21 protein-coding genes are annotated in these 20,847 nt (G+C 72.3%); 13 read left to right on the forward strand and 8 right to left on the reverse strand.

Annotated elements, in window-relative coordinates:
- Window positions 1-4: 4 nt before the first annotated feature.
- The 5 genes from Q0840_RS16010 to Q0840_RS19095 are packed head-to-tail and all read right to left on the reverse strand — an operon-like array spanning window position 5 to window position 4,727.
- On the reverse strand, window positions 5-1,495 hold the full coding sequence (locus Q0840_RS16010) for an SCO6880 family protein (protein ID WP_298461178.1): 1,491 nt from the start codon (window positions 1,493-1,495) through the stop codon (window positions 5-7).
- A 4-nt stretch (window positions 1,496-1,499) separates the two neighbouring features.
- Window positions 1,500-2,954, reverse strand: a complete 1,455-nt coding sequence (locus tag Q0840_RS16015) for a hypothetical protein (RefSeq protein WP_298461181.1) — start codon at window positions 2,952-2,954, stop codon at window positions 1,500-1,502.
- Window positions 2,951-3,649: a hypothetical protein gene (locus Q0840_RS16020; protein ID WP_298461183.1), complete on the reverse strand. Its 699-nt coding sequence runs from the start codon at window positions 3,647-3,649 to the stop codon at window positions 2,951-2,953. Before Q0840_RS16020 ends, Q0840_RS16015 begins: the two co-directional genes overlap by 4 nt.
- 56 nt (window positions 3,650-3,705) lie before the next feature.
- Window positions 3,706-3,987 (reverse strand): hypothetical protein, encoded by a 282-nt coding sequence (locus tag Q0840_RS16025; RefSeq protein ID WP_298461185.1) that lies wholly within the window; start codon window positions 3,985-3,987, stop codon window positions 3,706-3,708.
- Window positions 3,984-4,727 (reverse strand): DUF6668 family protein, encoded by a 744-nt coding sequence (locus tag Q0840_RS19095; RefSeq protein WP_367183142.1) that lies wholly within the window; start codon window positions 4,725-4,727, stop codon window positions 3,984-3,986. Before Q0840_RS19095 ends, Q0840_RS16025 begins: the two co-directional genes overlap by 4 nt.
- 165 nt (window positions 4,728-4,892) lie before the next feature.
- Here Q0840_RS19095 and Q0840_RS16035 point away from each other — a divergent pair, with 165 nt between their 5' ends.
- The 11 genes from Q0840_RS16035 to Q0840_RS16085 all read left to right on the forward strand — a co-directional run bounded on the left by Q0840_RS16035 (window position 4,893) and on the right by Q0840_RS16085 (window position 15,179).
- The gene (locus Q0840_RS16035; RefSeq protein ID WP_298461187.1) at window positions 4,893-5,144 is read left to right on the forward strand and encodes a helix-turn-helix domain-containing protein; all 252 of its coding nucleotides are present in this window, start codon (window positions 4,893-4,895) and stop codon (window positions 5,142-5,144) included.
- Between the two features lie 28 nt (window positions 5,145-5,172).
- Window positions 5,173-5,715: a hypothetical protein gene (locus Q0840_RS16040; RefSeq protein WP_298461189.1), complete on the forward strand. Its 543-nt coding sequence runs from the start codon at window positions 5,173-5,175 to the stop codon at window positions 5,713-5,715.
- Window positions 5,715-6,761, forward strand: coding sequence for a M23 family metallopeptidase (locus Q0840_RS16045; RefSeq protein ID WP_298461193.1), 1,047 nt, complete (start codon window positions 5,715-5,717; stop codon window positions 6,759-6,761). The genes Q0840_RS16040 and Q0840_RS16045 overlap by 1 nt, the downstream gene beginning before the upstream one ends.
- The gene (locus Q0840_RS16050; RefSeq protein WP_298461196.1) at window positions 6,758-8,281 is read left to right on the forward strand and encodes a hypothetical protein; all 1,524 of its coding nucleotides are present in this window, start codon (window positions 6,758-6,760) and stop codon (window positions 8,279-8,281) included. Before Q0840_RS16045 ends, Q0840_RS16050 begins: the two co-directional genes overlap by 4 nt.
- On the forward strand, window positions 8,278-9,726 hold the full coding sequence (locus Q0840_RS16055; RefSeq protein WP_298461199.1) for a chromosome partitioning protein ParA: 1,449 nt from the start codon (window positions 8,278-8,280) through the stop codon (window positions 9,724-9,726). The genes Q0840_RS16050 and Q0840_RS16055 overlap by 4 nt, the downstream gene beginning before the upstream one ends.
- 80 nt (window positions 9,727-9,806) lie before the next feature.
- On the forward strand, window positions 9,807-10,040 hold the full coding sequence (locus Q0840_RS16060; protein ID WP_298461203.1) for a hypothetical protein: 234 nt from the start codon (window positions 9,807-9,809) through the stop codon (window positions 10,038-10,040).
- Between the two features lie 310 nt (window positions 10,041-10,350).
- Window positions 10,351-12,063, forward strand: coding sequence for a MarR family transcriptional regulator (locus Q0840_RS16065; protein ID WP_298461205.1), 1,713 nt, complete (start codon window positions 10,351-10,353; stop codon window positions 12,061-12,063).
- Between the two features lie 231 nt (window positions 12,064-12,294).
- A complete protein-coding gene (locus tag Q0840_RS16070; RefSeq protein ID WP_298461208.1) occupies window positions 12,295-12,951 on the forward strand; it encodes a ParA family protein in 657 nt (218 codons plus the stop codon).
- Window positions 12,951-13,337: a hypothetical protein gene (locus Q0840_RS16075; RefSeq protein ID WP_298461211.1), complete on the forward strand. Its 387-nt coding sequence runs from the start codon at window positions 12,951-12,953 to the stop codon at window positions 13,335-13,337. The genes Q0840_RS16070 and Q0840_RS16075 overlap by 1 nt, the downstream gene beginning before the upstream one ends.
- Window positions 13,338-13,368: 31 nt before the next feature.
- The gene (locus Q0840_RS16080) at window positions 13,369-13,698 is read left to right on the forward strand and encodes a hypothetical protein (RefSeq protein WP_298461214.1); all 330 of its coding nucleotides are present in this window, start codon (window positions 13,369-13,371) and stop codon (window positions 13,696-13,698) included.
- Window positions 13,699-14,237: 539 nt separating this feature from the next.
- Window positions 14,238-15,179 (forward strand): ArdC-like ssDNA-binding domain-containing protein, encoded by a 942-nt coding sequence (locus Q0840_RS16085; protein ID WP_298461217.1) that lies wholly within the window; start codon window positions 14,238-14,240, stop codon window positions 15,177-15,179.
- Window positions 15,180-15,564: 385 nt separating this feature from the next.
- On the opposite strand, the gene Q0840_RS16090 is transcribed toward Q0840_RS16085, so the two are convergent.
- Window positions 15,565-15,909 (reverse strand): Lsr2 family protein, encoded by a 345-nt coding sequence (locus tag Q0840_RS16090; protein WP_298461220.1) that lies wholly within the window; start codon window positions 15,907-15,909, stop codon window positions 15,565-15,567.
- A 535-nt stretch (window positions 15,910-16,444) separates the two neighbouring features.
- Here Q0840_RS16090 and Q0840_RS16095 point away from each other — a divergent pair.
- A complete protein-coding gene (locus tag Q0840_RS16095; RefSeq protein ID WP_298461222.1) occupies window positions 16,445-17,461 on the forward strand; it encodes a DUF4192 domain-containing protein in 1,017 nt (338 codons plus the stop codon).
- A 187-nt stretch (window positions 17,462-17,648) separates the two neighbouring features.
- On the opposite strand, the gene Q0840_RS16100 is transcribed toward Q0840_RS16095, so the two are convergent.
- A complete protein-coding gene (locus Q0840_RS16100; protein ID WP_298461224.1) occupies window positions 17,649-18,776 on the reverse strand; it encodes a hypothetical protein in 1,128 nt (375 codons plus the stop codon).
- A 303-nt stretch (window positions 18,777-19,079) separates the two neighbouring features.
- On the opposite strand from Q0840_RS16100, the gene Q0840_RS16105 reads away from it, so the two are divergent.
- Window positions 19,080-19,823, forward strand: coding sequence for a DUF6308 family protein (locus tag Q0840_RS16105; RefSeq protein ID WP_298461227.1), 744 nt, complete (start codon window positions 19,080-19,082; stop codon window positions 19,821-19,823).
- Between the two features lie 208 nt (window positions 19,824-20,031).
- On the opposite strand, the gene Q0840_RS19100 is transcribed toward Q0840_RS16105, so the two are convergent.
- A complete protein-coding gene (locus tag Q0840_RS19100) occupies window positions 20,032-20,592 on the reverse strand; it encodes a restriction endonuclease (RefSeq protein WP_367183146.1) in 561 nt (186 codons plus the stop codon).
- Window positions 20,593-20,847 lie beyond the last annotated feature (255 nt).

The raw sequence follows: 20,847 nt of genomic DNA on the forward strand, positions 1-20,847 counted from the left end.
TCTCCTAGAGGGCGTCGCGCAGAGCGGTCGGCAGGATCGTGTGCTCCGGCAGGACCACGCCCAGGGGCAGGCCGGCGGCGAACGCGACGGCCTGGTTGCCGAGTGCGGGACGCATCTTCAGCCGCGCCGATCCGAACAGGGCTGTGGCCGCGCGGACGGCCTTGGGGAGTTGCTGGGCGTCGGTGCAGCTGACCGTGACGATCATCCCGAACCTGATCAGCCCGGCCCCGGCCGCTTCCTCACGAGCGGCCTGGCGCGCGGCCTTCTCGTTCTGCTCCGCACGGGCGGTCTGCCGGCGCGACCCCGACCGCCCGAACACCTCGGCGTTGATGTCCTTCTCCACCACCTCGGCGGGGTTCGGCACCGGCCGGTACAGCAGCGTGACGCGCTTGCGTTCGATGTCGCGGTGCGAGGCCAGCAGGCGCCGAAGGACGCTGGAGTAGAAGATCCCGCGCGGGGTGTCGGCCATCTCGAACGACGTGGAGACGGCGCGGTCGTGGTGGTACACGTCGAAGCCGTCGTGATGGAAGATCGGACCCGCTTCCTCCCACGTCAGGTGCGTGCCCTCACCGGCGCGCGCTTCCTCGATCGCCAGCGCGGCCGCCGGGTCGTAGGCGGTCCGCGTGAAGTCGACGATGTCCTGCGCCGAGCACAGCCGCACCGTCGACCCGGCGCCCGCCGTGCGCAGCCCGTCAAGCAGCCCAGGCAGCCGGTTACCGATGTCGGTCGCCACCTCATCGCCGGAACGGTCCGGCACGCCGCCACCGCCGCGCCCAGAGAAGGTGATCGTCAACCGGGTCGTGATCGCCGGCGCTCCCGTGGTGCCGCTCGTCGTCGCCTCCACAACCGCCACCGCGAACTGGGGTGCGTCCGGGACGACGTTGCCCACCGCCATGCGCCGCAACCGCAGACCGGAGTCCGGGGCGGTCTCCACCGTCACCGACGCGCCCACGACACCGTCCTCGACGCCGAGCAGCGCCAGCCAGCCGCCCCAGTTGGCGACCTCCGCGTCGATCACGTGCTGGTCCACCGACTCGCTGCCGGTCGCGTGAGCCTCGATCACCACCGTGTGATGCTTCGTCGCCGGCAACGTGATGAGCCCGAACGGGTTGCCGTAGGAGTCCAGGTGCTCGGTCAGCTCGCTGGGCGCCAGCAGACCAGGCAGTCGGCACTTGCCGTCCGGTGTCCGACCGGCCGGGCCGGCCACGTTCAGCGTGTGGCCCTGCTTCTGGGCCCGGTTGTGCATCGTCCTGATCGCCAGCCGCTGGTACAGCGTGCGGCCGTTGCGGGTCGGGAGCACGGCCGGTGCCACCAGCAGACCCATCGCGACAAGAGTCATCGCCGTCCCGATCCAGTGTGACGTTGACACCATCGCGATGAGCAGCAACATCAGTGGCACGAGCGCCACCAGCGCGCCAAGAGGGACCCCGTACAGGCCCACCTTGCGTGCGCGGCGGAAGTTGCCGTACGTGATCTGCTCGGTCGTCGTTGTCACGCGATCACCTCTCCACGGCGGCGCCGGAGGGTCCCGCGCCCCCTTCGTCTGCTGCCTGCGTCCCGGAGCGGGCCGCGTCGGCGGCGCTACGCGCTGCCGACTTCCAGCCGTCCGCGCCCCTGCCGCTCGCCGCAGGGGCCGGCGCACCGCGCGGAGCCGGTCCCGCGGGCGCGGGGGCTGGGGGTGGCGTCACCGGACCGGGCGTGCCGTTGGTGCCACCACTGGTGGGCGCCGCGCCTGGCGTTGCGCTGCCGCCGCTGGCCGGGGCGGGCGTTGGCGAGCTGCCACCCCCGGCGGCACCGGGGGCGGTCGGCGTCCCGCCCGCAGCCGCGGCCGACGGCGCGGCGCCACCGGCAGGCGCGACCGGGCCACCGCCCGCGGGTGCGAGCGACGGTGCCGCTCCACCGGCTCCACCGGCTGCTGCCGGTGCCGCGCCCGTCCTCGCCGCGGCCGGGGCTGCGCCTCGCGCCATCGCCGCGCTGCCCGCCGCCGACCCGCCAATGCTGACCACCGCCGCGCCCGTGGCAAGCGCCGCGACACCGACCGCCGCGCCGGAGAACATCGACGACACACCCGCCGATGCCATCGGGACCAGGAACTTGACCAGCGCCGGCAGGGTCAGACCGGCCAGGGTGATGACCGTCAGGCCCATGAGCAGGGACATGATCGCCGCCTGCTCCTCGCCGGTTCCACCAGGAGCCTGGTAGCCGTTCACGAGGAGCAACCCGACCGCGTAGATGACCGCGGCGACCGGCTTGTAGAGCACGAACGCCAGCAACCAGCCGAGCGCCTTGCGCAGAGCTGCGGAGCCACCGTTGGTGGCAGAGGTGGCGGCGATCGTCGGTAGGACCGCCATCAGCAGCGTGATCATCGCCCCGCGGAACACCATGAACACCACCTGCGCGATGCAACCCAGCAGCGCCGCGAGGCCGACCAGTAGCCCCACGCCCATGCCCGAGCTGGTGATCGTGGCGGCGGTCATGATGCCGACCACCCCGTCGGAGAACTCCTTGCCAGTGGCGCGGTAGATGATCCACGGCGCGAAGGCGTCCCCTGCGGCGATCGCGGCGGACACCACGGCTGCGCCGGCGGCGCTGACGATGATGAGCGTCACCACCATGCGCACCGCGGGCAACGCCGCGTCGCCGCGCCCGCTGAGCGCGAGCTTCCCGGCAGCGAACAGCACCCCGATCATCGCGAAGACCATCGTGTAGAACGACAGGTCGCTCGAGATAGCGGCGATGATGCCGGTCGGCTCGTTGCCGACGGCCACCACCGGAGACGGAATGTTCATCCAGGTGGTCGCCACCACCATGAGCACCGTCTCCACGGCCTCGGCGACGCTCTCCACGAACGCGCCGATCGCGCTACCGGCAAGGGCGCCTGCCGCGTCCCCGATCGCGTCACCGACGACGCACTTCGCCGAGCCAAACGGCCCGGCGCAGTCGTCCTCGTTCATGCCGCGCTCCAGGGGATAAAGCCGGAGGTCCCGTCAATGCGCGTCACCCTAGGTATCCCACCGCTCGTCTCGAGGTCGATCTTCCAGTCCCCGTCCTGCCAGGCGAGGTCGACAGGGATCGAGGCCGCGGAGTCGTTAGCCACCAGTAGGAGCTCGATTCGGGCGGCCGTGTCGCTGTAGTCGACGAACCGGAAACCGCCGATGGCAGGTGTCGTCCCCGGTGTCGGCTCGCTCGGCGGTGTCAGCGAGAGCTGGTTGAGGTACGCCTGAGCCTGCGTGCCAGGCACCGCCTGGCCCTCAACCACGGTCGCGGCCTCCGGGGCGTCGGTGGCGAACACCAAGTAGGCAGCTGCTGCGAGGGCGCCCTCCGGGCTGTGAGCCCAACCCGACCACAGGCGACCGTCCTGATTGGACGGGCCAGCGGTCGGCGAGGTCGGGAGGGCGACGTCGTAGAACAGGTCCCACTCGGTCTCGGGAGCGGCCGTTAACGGCGCGTCGGCCGGTTCCTCCGGCTGAGCTGAGGTCGACGGTGCCGACGACGGGGTGGGAGGGGTCGGGGCCGCGGTGGACGGCTGGGGGTCGGGGCCGCCCAGCAGAACGACGGCCACCCCGACGATGACGAGCAGGATGAACAGGCCTGACGCCGCCCACCAGCCGTTCATCGACACCAGGCCACCGCGCGACTGTTCGGTCATCGTTCACTCCTTCACGTGGGTGGTCACGCCACCCGGGCCGCGCCTCGGGGTGGGCCTCAGACGAAGATCTGCATGATGGCGCCGACGCCGCCAATGAGGATCGCGGCGAGGATCGCGAACGCAAGGCCCTTGAAGTTGTTCATCTCGCGGCCGGAGTGGTGAGCGAACGCCAGGCCACCGGCGGCGACGATGAAGCCCGCGACCGAAACGATGATCGCGAGCCACGACACCCAGTTGAGCACCTGCAGGATCGGCTCGGACCCGGGCGGCGCCTCCGGTGTCGGGTTCGGGATGACGCCCGTGAGGACGTTGTACGCCGCAGCGGTGAGGGCGGTCATGGTGCGCTCCTTGGTTCGGTCTCGGCAGCCTGTCGCTGCCGATCAGTCGTGGGGGTGGTCGGGGCGGCGCCGGCGGTGACCTGCGCGCCGAGCTTGCGGATGTGCTCGAGGGTGCGGCGCACCCGCGCCGGAAGGGCATCCGCGGCGGGCGTCTGGACCTCGCGCCACTCGGGCTGCCAGGCGATGTGCCACCCGTGCGGCGTCATCTGCGACAGGCGCTTGGCTGCCGCCTTCTGCGCCTTGGTCAGCTGGGGGGCGTCGTCGACGAGGACCAGGCCGAGCAGCTGGGACTCGCCGAGCTCGCCTGCGGCCCACGACCGGGCGACCCGCTCCGCGGCGGCGAGTCCTGCACCGTGGGTCCGTGCCACCAGCACGACGGGAAGGACCGGCAGCGGCCGGGCCCAGCCGCCCGCCACGGGCCAGCTCACGCCGGCGTCGTGGGCGCCGTGGCCAAGCAGGTGCGCGAGCGTCGAGGCGCCCGCTCCGCCGTGCACGGCCGCCACCGCGACCGTGACGCCGCGCGGCGTCACCTCGCGGCGGGCAAGCGCTCCAGCCGCGGCGCCGCTTGCGGTGGCCGAGGGTCGCTGCGGGCCTCGGGCGGCGACCTCGGCGCCCAGCCACTCATCGGTCGGCAGCGGCGCCTCGACCGCTACAGGCTGCGGGGCGCGGCGGATGAACGGGTTGTCAGAGGCTGGCTCGATACTGCTCGTGCGTCGTCGTCGCAACAGCCCGTCCCCCACCCGTTCCGTGATGACCCAGTCATCGGGTCGGTTCTGATTGTCGCGTCTAGTGTGACTCAGTGTCAAACAGTCACTTGGGGCACCTAGTGCGGCGTGGTAGTCACTTGTAGTACGTTATTGCTGCTGTTATCACGTGGTGACCCGCGCCAGACCTAAGGTGTCCGGATGACCAACGAGGACCACCGCGCTCAGGACGGTTCACCCGATCTGATGGCTTATGGACCGGTGTTGACGCCTGAGGAGGTGGCTCAGGTGCTGCGTCTGAACCAGCAGCACCTGGTTCGGCTCATGCGGCAAGGCAAGTTCCCGGCGTTCAAGGTCGCCGGAGCTTGGCGGGTGCGGCGATCGGCGCTCGAGGCCGTGATGGACGGGACGTGGCAGCCGCCCGATGCGGGCGCCGCCGACCACGACGAGTAGCAAACCCGTAGGGGTCGAGGGGGAACGGATGCGGAGTCTGGCCGGTGCTGCACTCGCGACGGGTGCGCTCATCGCCCTGACCGCCTGCCAGGCCGAACCCCCCTCCCCCACCGCCGGGACCGGTGGAGCGCCACCGGCCGCCACCGCGCAGCCGGCCCCGCCGTCGTCGTCGCCGGTCGCACCGAACCACGACGTCGAGCACGACGAGCCCGACCCGCAACCTTTGCCGTCGCCCACCCCCGGTGCGACGTCCGACGCCGCGGCGGTCGAGGTGGCGACCGCCGCCATGACCGCGTTCGCCCGGCGCGAGCTGCCGGAGGCTGACTGGTGGGCGGGCTTGTCCCCGCACCTGAGCAACGCGGCCAGGGACGCCTACAGCGCCACCGACCCGGCCAACGTCCCCGCCAGCGCAGTGACCGGCGCCGCGGCCGTCCTGCCGTCCGAGTCCGGATACCTCGCGACCATCGCTGTGCCAACCGACGCCGGGGTCTACGAGGTCCTACTGAGTCGTCCCGGGCAGTTCGCGCCGTGGGCGGTGGAGCAGATGCTCCCACCGGAGGGCGTCAACTGATGTGGGGTGCGGGGACCGCTGCCGGCGCAGGAGCCGGGCTGCTGCTGCTCGTCGTAGTCGTCCTCGGCGGCGCCAGCGACGACGAGGAGAACAACGCCTGTGTCACCGGCGGCGCACCGATCAGCGCGGACGCCGCCGGGCTCGGCGGCGCGCAGGTCGGCCCCTACGGGCCGACCCAACTGGCGAACGCGGCCGCGATCATCAACGCGGGGCGCGCGATGAACCTGTCCGCGCGAGACCAGACCATCGGCGTCATGACCGCGATCGGTGAGTCCTCGCTCCAGGTGCTCGACCGCGGCGACGCGGTCGGCCCGGACAGCCGCGGGCTGTTCCAGCAGCGCGACAACGGCGCATGGGGCAGCTACGCGGACCGCATGGACCCCACGACGTCGGCCACCAACTTCTTCCGCAAGCTCGCCACCCTTGAGGGGCGCGACGCCATGGAGCCGACGATCGTCGCCCACCGCGTGCAGCGCAACGCCAACCCCCACCACTACGCCCGGTACTGGGACGTCGCGGTCCAGATCGTCACCGCCCTGGCCGGCGGCCAGGTCGAGGGCATCGCCGTGGGAGCCGGGACGGTGCCGTGCACCGACACCGCACCCGTCACCAGCCCGGTGACCGCGACCGGGTGGACCAGGCCCACCACCGGGCCGTTCACCAGCGCCTACGGGATGCGGTTCCACCCCATCTACCGGCAGTGGCGGCTGCACGCCGGCGTCGACTTCGGCGGCGGCTGCGACCGGCCGATCCTGTCGGCCGCGGCCGGTGTCGTGGCGAGGACCTACTTCACCTCGACCGGGGGGCACACCGTCGTGGTCGACCACGGCGGCGGCACGACCACGCGCTACCTGCACATGGAAGCCGGTGACGTCCTGGCGTCGGTCGGGCAGCAGGTCCAGGCCGGGACGCAGATCGGCCGCACCGGTGCTGCCGGCACCGCAACCGCCTGCCACCTGCACTTCGAGGTCTACCAGTCCGCGGGCGGCCGGGACGTGTCAGTCGATCCCCGCCAGTTCCTTGCCGACCGAGGGGTCGCCGTATGAGTGGGCCCACGCAGGCTGACGACGCCGGGTTCGACCCGACGCTGGTCCCGGTGTTCCCGGTCCTGACCGTCGAGCTCACCAGCGACGGAGGCGCACGCCTGAACGGACGGCAGCTCACGGTGGCCCCCGGACAGAACCCCAGCGACGTCGCGATGGAAGCCGCCGCCAACGAGGCTCGCCTGATGCCAGGCGACCGCGGAGCGGTCCGCGTTCGCGGAGTTGACCCCGGCGGGCGTGTGTTCCCCCTCGTCGTGCGAGCCGACGGCGCGGTGTTCGAGCTGCCGACCGAATCCCCTGCCGAGCGTGGCGGCCGACCCGCCTGGCTGGTTCCCGCCATCACCGGCGCGGTCGCGCTCGTGCTCGGCGGCGGCATCGTCGGCGCAGCGTTCGCCGTCCGCGCGGAGACCGACCCTGCCCCCACCACGACCGCGCCGCCGCCTCTGCCTCTGCCCGGAGCCGGGGCGAACCTGCCGGTGCCCGCACCCCCGGGCTACGCCCAGCGGGCCACCTGGGCGGTCCCGGTCAGCGAGCGGGTCCGCCCGGTCGCCACCGCCAGCGGCGACGTGCTGGCCGTGCGCGACGACGGCGACCTCGTCCTGTTCGACGACCTCACCGGGCGCGTGCTGTGGACCGGGCAGGACGCACCGAGGTCGGGCGAGCTGCACCTGCTCGACGACACCGGGATCGAGCTCGCGGCCGCGACCGCCGGACGCACGCTCCTGCTGTGGCCCCTGCCCGAGCCGGCCGCCACCACACCGGCGCCGAGCCTGCGCGCCACGGCCCCGGTCGTGGTGACGTTGCCGAGCGGAGCGCGCGCGTCCTTCGAGGGGTCCGCCCCCCTGGTGACCCTCCAGGACCAGACCGCCGCCATCATCACGCAAGGCGCCCTCGACCTCGTCGACGTCCCGGTCGGCGCCAGCGCCGTCGCGGCCGACTCCGACTCCGTCCTCGCCGTCAGCATCGCCGGCACCCTGTACGACCTCGTCCCCGGCGCCGAGCCCGTCGAGCGCACCCTTGCCCGTCCGCCCGGCCCCGACCCGCGACCGGTCCGCTCCATCGGCGCCGGCGCGGACCACGTCATCGTCGTCTGGGCTGCCGGCGACCAGCAGTGGGTGGTCCTGCACGACGTCTCCACGGGTGCGATCGCGTCCTACGCCGCCACCGACACCGACCTGACCCGCGCCAAGAGCGTGCGCCAGCAGGGCGCCGGACGGCTCACGGTCGGCCACGTCCTCGTCACCTTCGACGGCGCGACCGACGCCGTCGCGCTGCCGGCCGAGCTGCAGCCCGAAGTCGTCACTACCGGGCACGTCTACGGCGATCTCGAGCGCGAACCCGTCGACGTCAGCACCGACGCCAGCCGCGCGGTCGTCGAGCAGATCCCCGTCGACGAGCTCGCCACCCCCGACAGCCCCACGCCGTTCCCCATCGCCACCAGCCCCAGCCATGCCTACGTCACCGCGAGCAAGGTCGAGCAGTACCTGCTCCACGCCGTACCCAGCACCGGAGGCACGCCATGACCGACTCCTACAGCGCCACCATCTTTGCCGACGGCACCGCGCACCTCGTCAGCCCCGACGGCGTCCACGAGCTCGACGGGACCGGCGTCGAGGGCGCACGCCAGATCGTCGTCGAACGCCTCATCCGAGCGGCGCGCGCCGCCGGTGAGCCGCTCTTGGCGATCACCACCGACCCCGATGGCCGGTACGACCTGCGTGTCCACCCCAGCGGCGAGATCGACGTCCTCGAGCCCGACGCCGCCGATCCCGCACCCCAGGCCGTCTCCGTTCCTGTCCCGGCCGCGGCGCCAGCCGCCTCGGTCGTCCCCGCGCCGTCCTCGGACGCACCGCAGCCGCCCGCGGCGGTCGCGGTCGTCGAGGCACCGCGCCCGCAGCGCGATGATCCCCGCACCTCGAGCGCCCCAGCCCCTGTGCGGACTGAGCCGACCCCCGCCGAACCGGTGGCTGCGGCACCGGCGCCGGCGCCGCCTGCGCGCTCAGAGGCAGCCGTGGTGCGCACAGCACCCGTCGAGACGCCCGCGCCGCGCCGGTCCCTGCGCGAGACGTCCTTCCTCGTCGCCGAGCCGGCGCCCCAGGTCGCCACCCGGGGCCTGCGAGGGCTGCTGGCCAAGGCAGGGCTGCGCGTGGAGCCGAGCCCGGCCGAGCAGGCCGAGCGCGCCGACATCAACACCGTCAGCCAGCACTGGCCCGGCAAGCGCACCGTCGCCGTCGTCAACCGCAAGGGCGGCGCTAACAAAACCCCGACCGTCGCCTGCCTCGCTGCCGTGTTCGCCCGCTACGGCGGCGCCGGCGTCGTCGCGTGGGACAACAACGAGTCCCAGGGCACCCTCGGCTGGCGCACCGTTCAAGGCCCGCACAGCTCGACGGTGCTGGACGTTCTGCGTGACTCCGACGTCCTGCTCTCCCCCAGCGCCGAAAGCGCCCGCCTCGCGGCGTACCTGCACCATCAGCCCGAGGACAGGTACGACGTCCTGCGCTCCGACGAGGACGACCAGGGCGACCACGAGATTGCCGGCAACGAGGTCGACGTCGCCCACAGCGTCCTGGCCCGCTACTACCGGCTCATCATCATGGACAGCGGCAACACCTCACGTGCCCAGAACTGGCGCCGCATGATTGACCTCACCCAGCAGCTCGTCGTGCCCGCAACCACCATGGAGGACCGCGCCGAGGCTGCACGCCTCACCCTCGAGACGCTCTCCCGCCGCGACGAGCACTCCGCCCGACTCGCGGAGCGCGCCGTCGTCGTCATCAGCCAGTGGAAGGCCGACGACCGCAGCGAAGCCGAGCGCCTCGCCGACGGGTTCCGCCCGTTCGTCCGCGAGGTCGTCACTGTGCCGTTCGACCCTGCCCTCAAAGCTGGGGTCATTCGCTACGACGCACTGCAGGCCGCCACACAGCGCGCGTGGCTCGCTGCCGCTGCCGCCGTTGCCCGCGGCCTCTGACGGGTCCGGCCGTGACCCGCGACACGCCGCACATGACAGCGTCCCACTGTGGCCCTATGCCTATCCGTACGTTTTCCGGCATGGCACTCAAGACCACTCGCCGCCCTCGTGGCACGGGCGCAGGACGTGTCGCGGTGTTCGCGGAGGTAGAGCCGGCGACGAAGGCTCGGCTGGACGACATCGTGGCTGCGACTGGCGCGCCCAAGTGGGCGGTCATCGAAGCCTTGATCGAGCACGCCGAACTCGACGCGGCTGGTCGCCCGGTGTGGTGGCCGCAGTCAGCGCAGCAGGAGGTGCTTGACGTGTCCGCCTAGCCGCAGACATAGCGAAGGCCCGCCCCCGAAGGGGCGGGCCTGATCCCAAAGCTCCTCACCCTCATTGCTTGCCGGCGCGAGGTGAAGAGCTCCGTTCGACGCACCTTGCGGGGCGTCGTATCGCTTGGAGCCCACGATAACTGACGTCCTCACACCGCGCCTAGCACCCGAGGGTGCCAGCGCCGCGCGTGTCGCAGCCGCCTCGCCCGGACAGGCGACCCTCGGGCACAACGCCGAGCTCGACGACGCTCGCCAGGCATGGCGCGCGCTGGCACCGCTCATCAGCGGAGCGCCCCGCGTGCGGATCGGCGTGGCCACCTCGCGCGGGGTGCTGGAGTACCGCACCCGCGACGAACGACCCCTGACCGAGGCGCTGCCGGTGCGACCCGCCGCGGTACGCGTCTACGGGGCTGACGGGTGCAGCGCTGCCCTGTGCCTGGACCTAGACGCCTCCCGTGCCGGTGAGGCCGCCGTGCGCGCCGACGCCGAGCGCCTCGCGCGGTGGCTGACCGCGCACGGCGCCCGGTTCGTCTCGGACGTCTCCCCCAACGGCGGAATCCACCTGTACGTCCCGGTCGCCGATCGCATCCCGTACGACACCGCCCGCGAGATCGTCGAGGCGCTGGCCGCAGCCCACCCCACGCTGGACCCCAGCCCGCACCGGTCGATCAAGACCGGCTGCATCCGGGTCCCGGGGTCGGCGCACAAGAGTGGTGGCCACCAGCAGCTGACCACCCCGCTGAACGTCGCCTACGACGTCCTGCGCCGCCCCAACGCGGCCGCGGTCCTGGCGGCCCTGCGGTCCGACCTCGCCCCACAGATCGCTGCATGGCGCGATCGCCAGACCGACCCCGCCCCATGGGCGGAAGCCACCGCCACCGCCGACGTCGACGCCGGCCCAGTCGGGCGCCTGTCGCCGCGGGTGCGGGCGGTGGCCGAGACCGGCCAGTACGACCCCGCCCGGTACGCCTCGGCGTCCGAGGCCCGCCAGAGCGTCATCACCGCCGCGGTGCGACAGGGCTGGGCGCTGCGCGACGTCGCGGTGCGCCTGGCAGACGGCCGCTGGCCCGGCCTGGCGTCCCTGTACGCCCGCTACTCCCCCACCCAGCGCCACGGCGCACTGGCCCGCGACTGGCACACCGCCCAGCGGTTCATCGCCGCTGCCGGTGACGTCGACGAACCCACCACCGCGGCAGGAACCAGCCACGTCCGCAAATCCCACACAAGCCGCCCTAAGTCACACGGGGGGGCCACAATCCCGCCCGGCACGCAGCTCGAGCACGACCACATCCGGACCTGGCGGACCCTGCTGCGCGGCACTGAACAAGCCCGGTTCCCCGGGCGGGCCGGCTACCTCTCGAGGTTCGTCTTGCGAGCTCTCGGAGAGGCCGCTCACAAGACCGGTGACCGGCGTGTCGCGTTCGGCACCCGCTCCCTCGCCGTGGCGGTCGGCGCTGACCACTCCACCGTCGCCGCCGTCCTTCGTCGCCTGGCTGACCAGCCCGGCGGGTGGATCGACCTAGTCGACCCTGCCCGCGGTGAGCACGCAGACTTGTATGAGCTCACGATCCCCGCCGACCTGGCCGACGTCGACCTGCGCTGGGACAACGGCCTCGCCCACGCTCTGCGCCCCGCGTTCCGCGAGCTCGGGCACGTGACCGCGTTCGTGTTCGAAGCGATCGAGGCTCGCCGCGCCAACACCATCACCACCCTGGTCGGGGCGGTCGGCATGGCCAGGGCCACCGTCAGCGCCGCCGTCGACACTTTGCTGGCCTACGGCTTGGCGGAGCGCCGCGACGGGCGCCTGCACGCCCGGCCCGACCAGCTGCTCGTCGTCGCGGAGTTGTTGGGCGCGCTCGAGCATGTCGCCGCTCAAGTGCGTCGGCACGCTGAGCAGCGCGCCCGCTGGCACGCCTGGCTCGCCCGCCACCAGGATCACGCACCGACCGGCGACCCTGAGGACGCCTGGTGGCCACCAGGCGCCGACGACATCTCGCTCACGCGCTCCCCCAAAGCCGCATGAACGCCCGCACTGCGGTACTGCGGTACTGCGGTACTGCGGTACTGCGGTACTTACAGACTCCGAGAGTCCCAAAGCGCGGGACTTAGGAAGTCCGAGGCTCACAGACTCACGGAGTGTCGGAGCCCGATAGTTAGGAAGTCCGTTGGTACGTTGCTCCGATAGTTCGTTACATCGGAACTACTGGACTTCGGAAGTTCGGAAGTTCGGGACTCGGCCACCAGGAGGCCTTCAATGCGGATCGTTGCAGTAGCAAACCAAAAGGGCGGCGCCGGCAAGACGACCACCGCGATGTCGATGGCCGCCGTCGCTGCCGAAAGCTCGCGCGTCCTGGTCGTCGATGTCGATCCCCAAGCGTCCTCGTCCTGGTGGGCCGACCGAGCCGGTGACCGGCTTCCGTTCGACTTCACCGCCGACACCGACGCCGCGAACCTCTCCCGGCTACGTGAGCTGCCATACGACGTCGTGTTCGTCGACACCCCGGGATCACTGGAAGCTCGTTCAGTGCTGCGGACCGTGATCGAGTCCGCTGACTTCGTGGTTCTCCCGACGGAACCGATGGCTCTGGCGTTCGCCCCGCTCGTGCAGACGATCCGCCAACTGATCGAGCCGGCACAGACCGACTACCGGGTCCTGCTGAACAAGGTCGACCCACGCGTGCCCACCTCGGTAGTAGACGCGGAGGCGCTCCTCGACGGCGCCGGCATCAAGCGGTTCGCCAACGTTGTCCGGACCTACAAGATGCACGCCGACGCGCCCCTGCGCGGCGACGTCGTGACCCAGTACGAACTCACGCGCGCGTCGATCAAGGCAGTAGAGGACTACCGCCGGGTCGCGCTGGAACTGTTCTCGATCTGGACGAACACGCCCGCCACCGTGGAGGTGCCGTAATGGGAAGCCGCGTCAACCTCACCAGCCTTCTCGACAGCCCCGCCGCCGCGGCCGCAGATGAACCACCGACGGTCCACCAGTCTTCCCAGGACGTACCCGACCCGGCGCCCCGTCCAGGCGACGGAGGGCCCAACACGCCCAGCATCGAGCAGCGGCCCGCGGCGCCCCGGTACCTGCAGCTCGAAAGAAAAGAGACCCGGCTGGAGGTCGGCCAGCTCGACGAACTGACGCTCCTCGCGCGGAAGCTCAACAAGCGACGGCGTGGCGCGGGGGAGCGGATCACCGAGAACACCCTCATCCGTGTCGCGGTCGACGTGTTGCTGCAGCACGTCGACGACCTCAACGGCGCTACCGAGGCGGAACTACGCAAGTCTGTCGGTCTGTAACTCTGTAAGTCCGCGCCAGGAGGCGTCCACCATGAACGACAGCCTGCTCGAGCGGCTGCTGCCAGATCACGTCCGCGACCGCTCTCGGCATTCACCGGGCGACAGCACGCCCGCGAGCGTCACGATCGACCAGGTGCTGCCCACACTTCCGATTGCGGTCGGCGACCTTCCCGGCGGCCGCAACACGCCTGGACTGTCTGCCGTGGAGAGGATCTTCACCGCAGCGTCCATCCACACCAGTGGCCCGCACGCGCATGCCCCTGCGGACGGTGGGCGCGTTTGGCCGGAGGTCGATCGAGGGGCGACAAACCGCGGGCCCACGATCGACTTCAGCCGCCGACAGCTCGGCGACGACGAGTAGCGCTGAGTTGCCGACTGGGGGAGACACCACCCCGGCCACAGGGGGGGAGTCCGCAGCTCCGGCCGATCCTTCCGCCACCCCTGCGGTGGATACGCACCCCCGCCCCGACCTCGGCGTCGACGACGTCGCCCCACTTCGGTAGCTGCGCGCGCGCCGTCCGCTCACGGCCACAACGGTTCCCTCAGGCCCCGTTGCCTCCCCGGTTGTGGCACCGCGGCGACCGAGCGCCGCGGTGTGCCGGGCGCCGGCCGCTGCGCGTCCGTCGACTGTCGAACCACGGTTCTTGTTTGCTCTTCCTGGCTTCCGATCATCGCCGGCGCGGCCTTCGCGCAAGCGCGCTGACGCGCGCCAGCCACCGCGGGCGAGCCCGGCCTGCGTTCGCTGCGCTCACTGAGCTCGGCCGAACTCGCCCGCGCCGCTGCCCTACGGGTTGACGCTCCCGGCCGCTCATGCCGGCGGTGATCACCGCGCCAGGAAGGGCAAAACAACGGTCGGCCACCGGGCCGGGCACCCTGCACCTGGGAAGTGGAGCGTCACCCATGACCCGCACCGCCCCCGCGACGAACAGCGGCGACAAGATCGCCGCCATGCACGAGCAGATCACCGAAGGTGTCGCCGCCCTGGTCGACTCCGACGCCTGGCGCGACATGCTCAAGACCGCAGCCCGGTTCCACAACTACAGCCTGTCGAACCTGCTGCTCATCGCCGTGCAGCGGCCCGACGCGACCCGTGTGGCCGGGTTCCGCACCTGGCAGAGCCTGGGCCGCCAGGTCCGCAAGGGCGAGAAGGGCATCGCGATCCTGGCCCCCGTCACCTACCGCCCCACGAAGACCGACAGCACCGCCCCCGTGGCCGACGCGGACGCGCCGCCCACCGCGACGGACGCCGAGCCGACCAAGCCCGGCAAGCCGCGCCCGCGCGGCTTCAAGGCCGCGTACGTGTTCGACGTCGCCCAGACCGACGGCGACCCGCTGCCCGACGCCGGGCCTGCCCTGCTCACCGGGCAGGCCCCGGCAGGACTGTGGGACGCCCTCGCCGCCCAGGTCACCGCCCACGGGTACACCGTCGAACGCGGGCCGTGCGGGGGAGCGAACGGCTACACCGACCCCGTCGCGCACGTCGTGCGTGTGCGCGGCGACGTCGACGACGCCCAGGCCGTCAAGACCCTCGCCCACGAACTCGGCCACATCCAGTGCGGCCACGTCACCGACCTGGCCACCTACGCCACCTGCCGCGACCGGTGCGAGACCGAAGCCGAGTCCGTCGCCTACATCGTGTGCGCCGCCCGCGACGTCGACGCCAGCGGCTACACGTTCGGGTACATCGCCGGGTGGTCCGGGGGAGACGTTGACAAGGTCCGCGCCGCCGCTGACACCGTCGTCCGCGCCGCCCGCACCATCCTGGCCGCACTCGACACCGAGCCGGACCCCGACCAGCCCATCACCGCGGCCGGCCCCGCCGTCGACCTTGTCGCAGCCTGACCACTCACACCCCGGGGCGGCCCACGCCGCCCCGGGGGCGCAGCTCGGGCGACGGAGCGCCGACCCGCGCACGCGGACACCACCCGCTGCGCGGCCGGTGACCACCCTGTCCCCGCCGGGGAACACCCGCGCCGGTCGAGCGTCACGCTCACTACGCGGGCGCAGCGCCCGCTAGCCCGCGCCGCTACTGCCACTTCGACCGCCGGTGGTCATGAGCCGGCCGCGCCGAGGGCAGACCCGCCAACGGGTCGATCCCCGCCGCACACAGGCGCCTGTGGCGCCGGCGGAACCCCGTGGTCACCGCCCACCGCACGAAGAACCCACCGACCAGCCGGCGGGACCGACCCACCGTCGCCGACACCCCCGCTCGAGGACGCAGCTCGCCTCAGCGGGCCGCGTACGCCTCGAGCACCTTCGACGGGATGCGGCCGCGCTCGCTCACCGTGAACCCGTTCTCCTGCGCCCACTGGCGAACCGCCGCCGAGTCGCCCGACGACGTGCCCGTGCCGCGGGTGCGACCGGTTGACCGGGACCGACCGGGCGACGACTGAGCGCGCCCCTGCTTGCGGCCGTGCTGCACCCACCGCGCGAACGACTCGCGCAGCTGCGTCGCGTTGTCCGCCGTTAGGTCAATCTCGTACGCCACGCCATCAAGGCCGAACGTGATCGTCTCGTCAGCCTCGACACCATCCACGTCATCGACCAACAACACCTGCGTGCGCTGTGCCACAGAACCCACATCCTCGGGTCGAACCGACAAAACCAACGCCGGTCACGCTACCGCCCCGGTGCTCGACCAACAGCGCTACTCACGCTCACCCGTACAGGCTCCCGGCGAAAAGCGACCGATCAACGCGGGCGTCGCGCCTGACCGTCCGCCTGTACCCGGGCTCGCAGCGACTCCTAGCCGCGCGACCTCACCCTGCGAGCGGGGAGCGGGGTGCACCGCTGCACCACGGCTGCGCCGCGGTGTGCCCGACACCGCCCGCCGGGGGCGGTCGGTGGCTGTGAACAGCGTTGTTGTTTTCCCTTCCTGGCGTTCCATCATCGCCGGCGCGCGCTCCATGCAAGCGCGCTACGCGCGCCAACTTCCCCGACGAGCCCGGCCGGCGCTTCGCTTATTTCCGGCCAAACTCGCCGCGGCACCTGCCCTGCGGGTTGCACTCCCACGCGCTCATGCCGGCGGTGATTACAGCGCCAGGAAGGGCAAAAAAACGGTCGGCCACCGGGCCGGGCACCCTCACCTTGCGATTGGAGCGTCACCCATGTCCCAGGTCATCCGCGTCAACGAGGCCCGCGAACTTCTGGCTCTCATCCCGCACAACTTGGGCTTCACCCCCACCGACTCCCTCGTCGTGGTGTCCCTGCGCGCCCCCAGCGGCCGGGTCGGGCTGATCGCCCGCATCGACCTCGCCCACGCCTTCGAGGCCGCCCGCACCCTGACCGCCCACCTCATCGCCGACGGAGCCACCCGCGCCGTCGTCGTGGCCTACACCGGTGACGAGGACGCCGCCCGCGCCGCCGCCTACGCCGTCACCGACCACACCGCTGCCGCCGGGCTCGAGCACGCCGGGACGTTCCACGTCACCGACACCACCTACCGGCTCCTGGACACCGACACCCCGGCGTTCCCGGTCAGCGACTTCGACTCCACTGTCATCGCCGCGACCCTCGTCAGCCACGGCTCCACCTACCGCACCAGCCGCGACGACCTCGGCGTGACCCCCGCCCCCGACGCCGACCGCGCCACCGCCGCCGCAGCCCGCGACGGCTACGACCTGTTCCGCCCCGCGGCTCTGACCGAATGGCGCCGCACCCGCAGCGACATGATGTGCCACCTGGCCACGGGCATCCTCCCCGGCGCCACCCCTCAGGTCGCCGGGCGCCTCGCCGCTGCCCTGACCGACGTCACCGTGCGCGACGCGATCCTGTGCGACATCGCCGGAGGGCGCGAGGTGGCCGACGCCCTGGTCACCGATGCGGCCGACACCGCCGCCGTCGCCGCCGTCCTGGCCAAGATCATCGACCCCACCAACGGCGTCGCCCCCGACCTCATCGCCAGCGACGGACACCGGATGCTGCTGACCTACATCGCCGCCCACACCGACAGCGCCCCCGCGTTCACGCTCCTGGCGAACCTCGCGTGGTGGCACGGAGCCGGAGCCGAAGCCAACGTGCACCTGCACCGCGCCCTGACCATCGACCCCGACTACCGCCTCGCCCAGACGCTCGGTCAGATGCTCGACCTCGGCCTGGCCCCCGGCTGGATCCGCCGCCAGTAACACCCCGGCCCGGGCCCGCGACCCCACACCGGGGGGAGCGGCCCGGCACCCCCGGTGCGCGCGCGGCCGGCAGGCGGGCATCGAGCCCGCCCACCGGCCAGCTCGCCGGCCCGCCAGGGCGGCCCGGCGGAGCCCGCGGACACCGGCCCGCTACGCGACCGGCGACCATCATCCCCACGAACCGGGCCTACGCCCCTGCGGGCTCCGGGCCCGGCCCGCTCGCCCGCGCCTCGGCGCGGTCGGCGCGCGTGCGCTCCGTGCGCGCCTCATCACGCGCCGCCGCCACGTCGGCCCGTAGCTGCTCCACCTGCCCGCCCTGGCTCGCCCGCACGTCGGCGACCCGCTGGTCGCCGTGCTCACGCTCACGCTCGACGTCGGCCACCGCCGCCGCCCGCTGCGCGGACACCGCCGCCAGCTCCGCGCCCAGCCGCGCCACCTGACCCGCCAGGTCCTCACGCTCGCCCCGGGCACGCTCCACCTGCCCGGCCAGGTCCTCACGCTCGGCGCGCTCCCGCTCCACCTGGTCACGCAGCCCCGCAGCCGTCGCCTGCGCGGCGTCCGCCCGCGACGTCGCCGCCGCAGCCGCCGCACGCTCCCGCTCACCGGCAGCCACCGCCGCCGCCTCACGCTCGAGCGCCGAGGCGAGGTCGGCCTCCACCGCCTGCACCCGTGCAGCCGCCGCGGCGACCTGCTCGCGCAGGTCCGCCGCCTGGCCCTGCGCGGTCGCCAACGCCTCGGCCGCCGCCGCCCGCTCGACCTCGAACGCCTGCGCGTCCGCGGCCCGCGCCGCCCGTTCACCGGCCAGGTCCTGGTGGGCCTGGCCCAGCTCCCGCTCGAGGGCCTCGACCCGGTCCGCGAGCTCGGCCGCCGCGGCGTCGGCCTCCGCGCGCTCGGCCTCCGCGCGGCGCTGCGCGCCCTCCGCCCGGCTCGCGCGCGCCCGCTCCGCGGCGACCTGCTCGGCCGCCTCGGTCGTCACCGACTCGATCTGCGCCTCCGCAGCGTCCGGGTCACCCAGCGTCCGCAGCTCCTCGACCAGGGCGCGCATCTGCTGCTCCAGGTGCTCCACGAGGCCGCTGACCTGACCGCGTAGCTCTGACGCGCGCTGCCGCGCCGCGTCCACCGGCCGCTGCTCCGCCGCGGCCGGCTGGCCGGTCGCGGCGGCTTCCGCCTCGCGACGGGCGCGCCACGCGGCCGCCCGGTTGTGCCCCGGGTCGTCGCAGTACCCCGGGGGGCGCCCCGTCGCGCCCGCCTCCGGCGACACCGCCGCGCGCTCGCACCCGGGGTAGCGACACGTCCGTTCGTCGACCTGGCTCATAACGTCACCCTAGACGAGGCTGTCGCGCATACGCAACGCAACGTAACTTAACGACACGGAACGTAACGAAACGCGGCCGCTCGTCAGATTGATCGCCGGCACGCTCACGTGGTGGCCCGGGCCCTCGCCGCCGGGGGAGAGGGCTGCGCGCGAGTGACCCGGACCCCCCGCTCCCCGCTCACGCGCCGCGCTCGTCAGCGCACGCGTTCGGCCGGGCCCGACAGGACCAGCGGCCAGCCCGAACACGGGACGAGGCCACCGGTCCGGGCGAGGCTGTAACGGGACATGCCACGATCACGGGCCATGAGCGAACTCGAGGCGTGGCAGCAGGTCCCCGACAACTGGCCGGCGGCTGACCCCGCTCTGATCGCAGAGGCGACGAAGAAGTCCCTGGAGGCGCTGAGCAACGACACGCCACGGCCGGCGGTCGACCGGCTCGCCCGGTACTACGACCGGACACGGAACTTCGTGGGCGCGAGCTTCGTCGAGCTGCAGCCCAACGACCCGAACGACATCACCGCGGTCGACCTGCACGCGGTCACCCTCATGGCGGTGAAGATCGAGCCCGGCGCGAGCCGCCGGCTCCTCGAAGGCGCTACCCACCGCCCAGCGATCCTCGAAGCTCTGGCCGGTGTCGAGCACAAGGACCTGCTGGTCGCCGGCCCGGACGACTTCCTCGCGATGGAGAAGCTCTACCTCGCCGTCAAAGCAGCCCTGTCCAAACCCAGCACCAAGGACCCCAACGCGTGGGTGACCGCAAGCAAGCTCTGCGCCCGCAAGCGGCACGAGCTGTTCCCGGTCCGCGACAACGTCGTCTGCTACCACCTCGGCCTCATCCCGTCGGGGACCAGGGGCAACTACCAGATCGACTACCAGGTGTACCGGGCGCTCGTCGGCGACCGGCAGATCATCACGGCCATCGACAACCTCACCGACCAGCTGCGCGCCGGCGTACCCGGCCGTGACGTCCACCCCGACACCGGCCGGCTACGGCTCCTCGACGCCGCCCTATGGACATGGGCCGTGAAGACCTCCACCAGCAAGTAACACCCGGCGGGGGGACCCTCAGCGCGCACTGCGGCGTCAGCGACCGTCAGCAACTTGACCGTCCTGACACCCAGCTCCCGGGGCCTCGCTGGCGGCGGCAGCATCGGTGGAGCCGCCCCGCCGATCGTCAGCACTGAAACACGCGCCCCAAGGCGACGAGAAGTTCGCGCCCCAGGCGCCGGGGCCCCTCGCCGCGGCCTGCCGACGGCTATCTGTCACGAGCTCGCCAAGCGAGACGAGTCAGAAACGCTCCGACGACTCCACCAACGAGGACGGTCCAGATAGGCTCAGTGAACTCCCTCAAATGAATAGCTGCGGCAATCGACACGGTGACCATGACACCGCTGGTCACCGCCAGCCAGCAGAGGAGTACCGCCTTCCATCCCCGGATCCGCGGTGTGGCCGCTCGCTCGGCTGGCACCCGAATGCGGCCGCGCGAGCTGCCCTCCGATCCGCGGTCCGCGGTGTGCAGCGACGTCTTCGCGATGGAGGAGTTGGGAATTGCTAAGCCTTCACCAGTCAAGGTGAAGGCGGCGATCCCCATCTCGTCCGCCCACGTGAGGGCGTCGCGGGTGTACCCGCCGGTCGAGAAGAAGTACAACGACACCTGACGGCGCCCAGCAGCCCCCAGGAGGCGTTGAAGCTCTGGCCGCGAAGTTGCCGACTGCCGGGCCTTGACCTGTCCGAGCGCAGACCGGGAGTACACGTCGATGCCCCCATCGGCGCCCGCTCCTGTGGTGCGGGCGTCCTCGTGGCCCAGGTAGCGCATCCAGCCTGCCGCCACGTCCTCAGCGGCTCGCCAATCTCCGTGGATCGAACGCTGTTCGGGTCTACTGGCCACAAGCCAGACGGTAGCTGTCGGGCTCAGAGCTGACCTCCACGGTGCGTCGGTGCGTCGGGAGCCGGGTCGGCTGGACCAACAACGAGTGCCGCCAGGCCCCAAACGCGGACGACGATCAACGCGACGTCGCGCCTACCGCCGTCCGTACTGCTCGCAGCGACTCGACTTCGTCTCCTAGCTGCT

Source organism: uncultured Cellulomonas sp. (genome assembly GCF_947494015.1).
GTDB lineage: Bacteria > Actinomycetota > Actinomycetes > Actinomycetales > Cellulomonadaceae > Pengzhenrongella.

Excerpts from the sequence above, each read along its gene's own strand:
- Q0840_RS16035 (WP_298461187.1), top strand. The coding sequence starts at position 4,893 with ATGACCAACGAGGACCACCGCGCTCAGGACGGTTCACCCGATCTGATG.
- Q0840_RS16095 (WP_298461222.1), top strand. The coding sequence starts at position 16,445 with ATGTCCCAGGTCATCCGCGTCAACGAGGCCCGCGAACTTCTGGCTCTC.
- Q0840_RS16020 (WP_298461183.1), bottom strand. The coding sequence starts at position 3,649 with ATGACCGAACAGTCGCGCGGTGGCCTGGTGTCGATGAACGGCTGGTGG.
- Q0840_RS16045 (WP_298461193.1), top strand. The coding sequence starts at position 5,715 with ATGTGGGGTGCGGGGACCGCTGCCGGCGCAGGAGCCGGGCTGCTGCTG.
- Q0840_RS16040 (WP_298461189.1), top strand. The coding sequence starts at position 5,173 with ATGCGGAGTCTGGCCGGTGCTGCACTCGCGACGGGTGCGCTCATCGCC.
- Q0840_RS16100 (WP_298461224.1), bottom strand. The coding sequence starts at position 18,776 with ATGAGCCAGGTCGACGAACGGACGTGTCGCTACCCCGGGTGCGAGCGC.
- Q0840_RS16080 (WP_298461214.1), top strand. The coding sequence starts at position 13,369 with ATGAACGACAGCCTGCTCGAGCGGCTGCTGCCAGATCACGTCCGCGAC.
- Q0840_RS16085 (WP_298461217.1), top strand. The coding sequence starts at position 14,238 with ATGACCCGCACCGCCCCCGCGACGAACAGCGGCGACAAGATCGCCGCC.
- Q0840_RS16060 (WP_298461203.1), top strand. The coding sequence starts at position 9,807 with ATGGCACTCAAGACCACTCGCCGCCCTCGTGGCACGGGCGCAGGACGT.
- Q0840_RS16075 (WP_298461211.1), top strand. The coding sequence starts at position 12,951 with ATGGGAAGCCGCGTCAACCTCACCAGCCTTCTCGACAGCCCCGCCGCC.
- Q0840_RS16070 (WP_298461208.1), top strand. The coding sequence starts at position 12,295 with ATGCGGATCGTTGCAGTAGCAAACCAAAAGGGCGGCGCCGGCAAGACG.
- Q0840_RS16050 (WP_298461196.1), top strand. The coding sequence starts at position 6,758 with ATGAGTGGGCCCACGCAGGCTGACGACGCCGGGTTCGACCCGACGCTG.
- Q0840_RS16105 (WP_298461227.1), top strand. The coding sequence starts at position 19,080 with ATGAGCGAACTCGAGGCGTGGCAGCAGGTCCCCGACAACTGGCCGGCG.
- Q0840_RS16055 (WP_298461199.1), top strand. The coding sequence starts at position 8,278 with ATGACCGACTCCTACAGCGCCACCATCTTTGCCGACGGCACCGCGCAC.
- Q0840_RS16025 (WP_298461185.1), bottom strand. The coding sequence starts at position 3,987 with ATGACCGCCCTCACCGCTGCGGCGTACAACGTCCTCACGGGCGTCATC.
- Q0840_RS16015 (WP_298461181.1), bottom strand. The coding sequence starts at position 2,954 with ATGAACGAGGACGACTGCGCCGGGCCGTTTGGCTCGGCGAAGTGCGTC.
- Q0840_RS19100 (WP_367183146.1), bottom strand. The coding sequence starts at position 20,592 with ATGCGCTACCTGGGCCACGAGGACGCCCGCACCACAGGAGCGGGCGCC.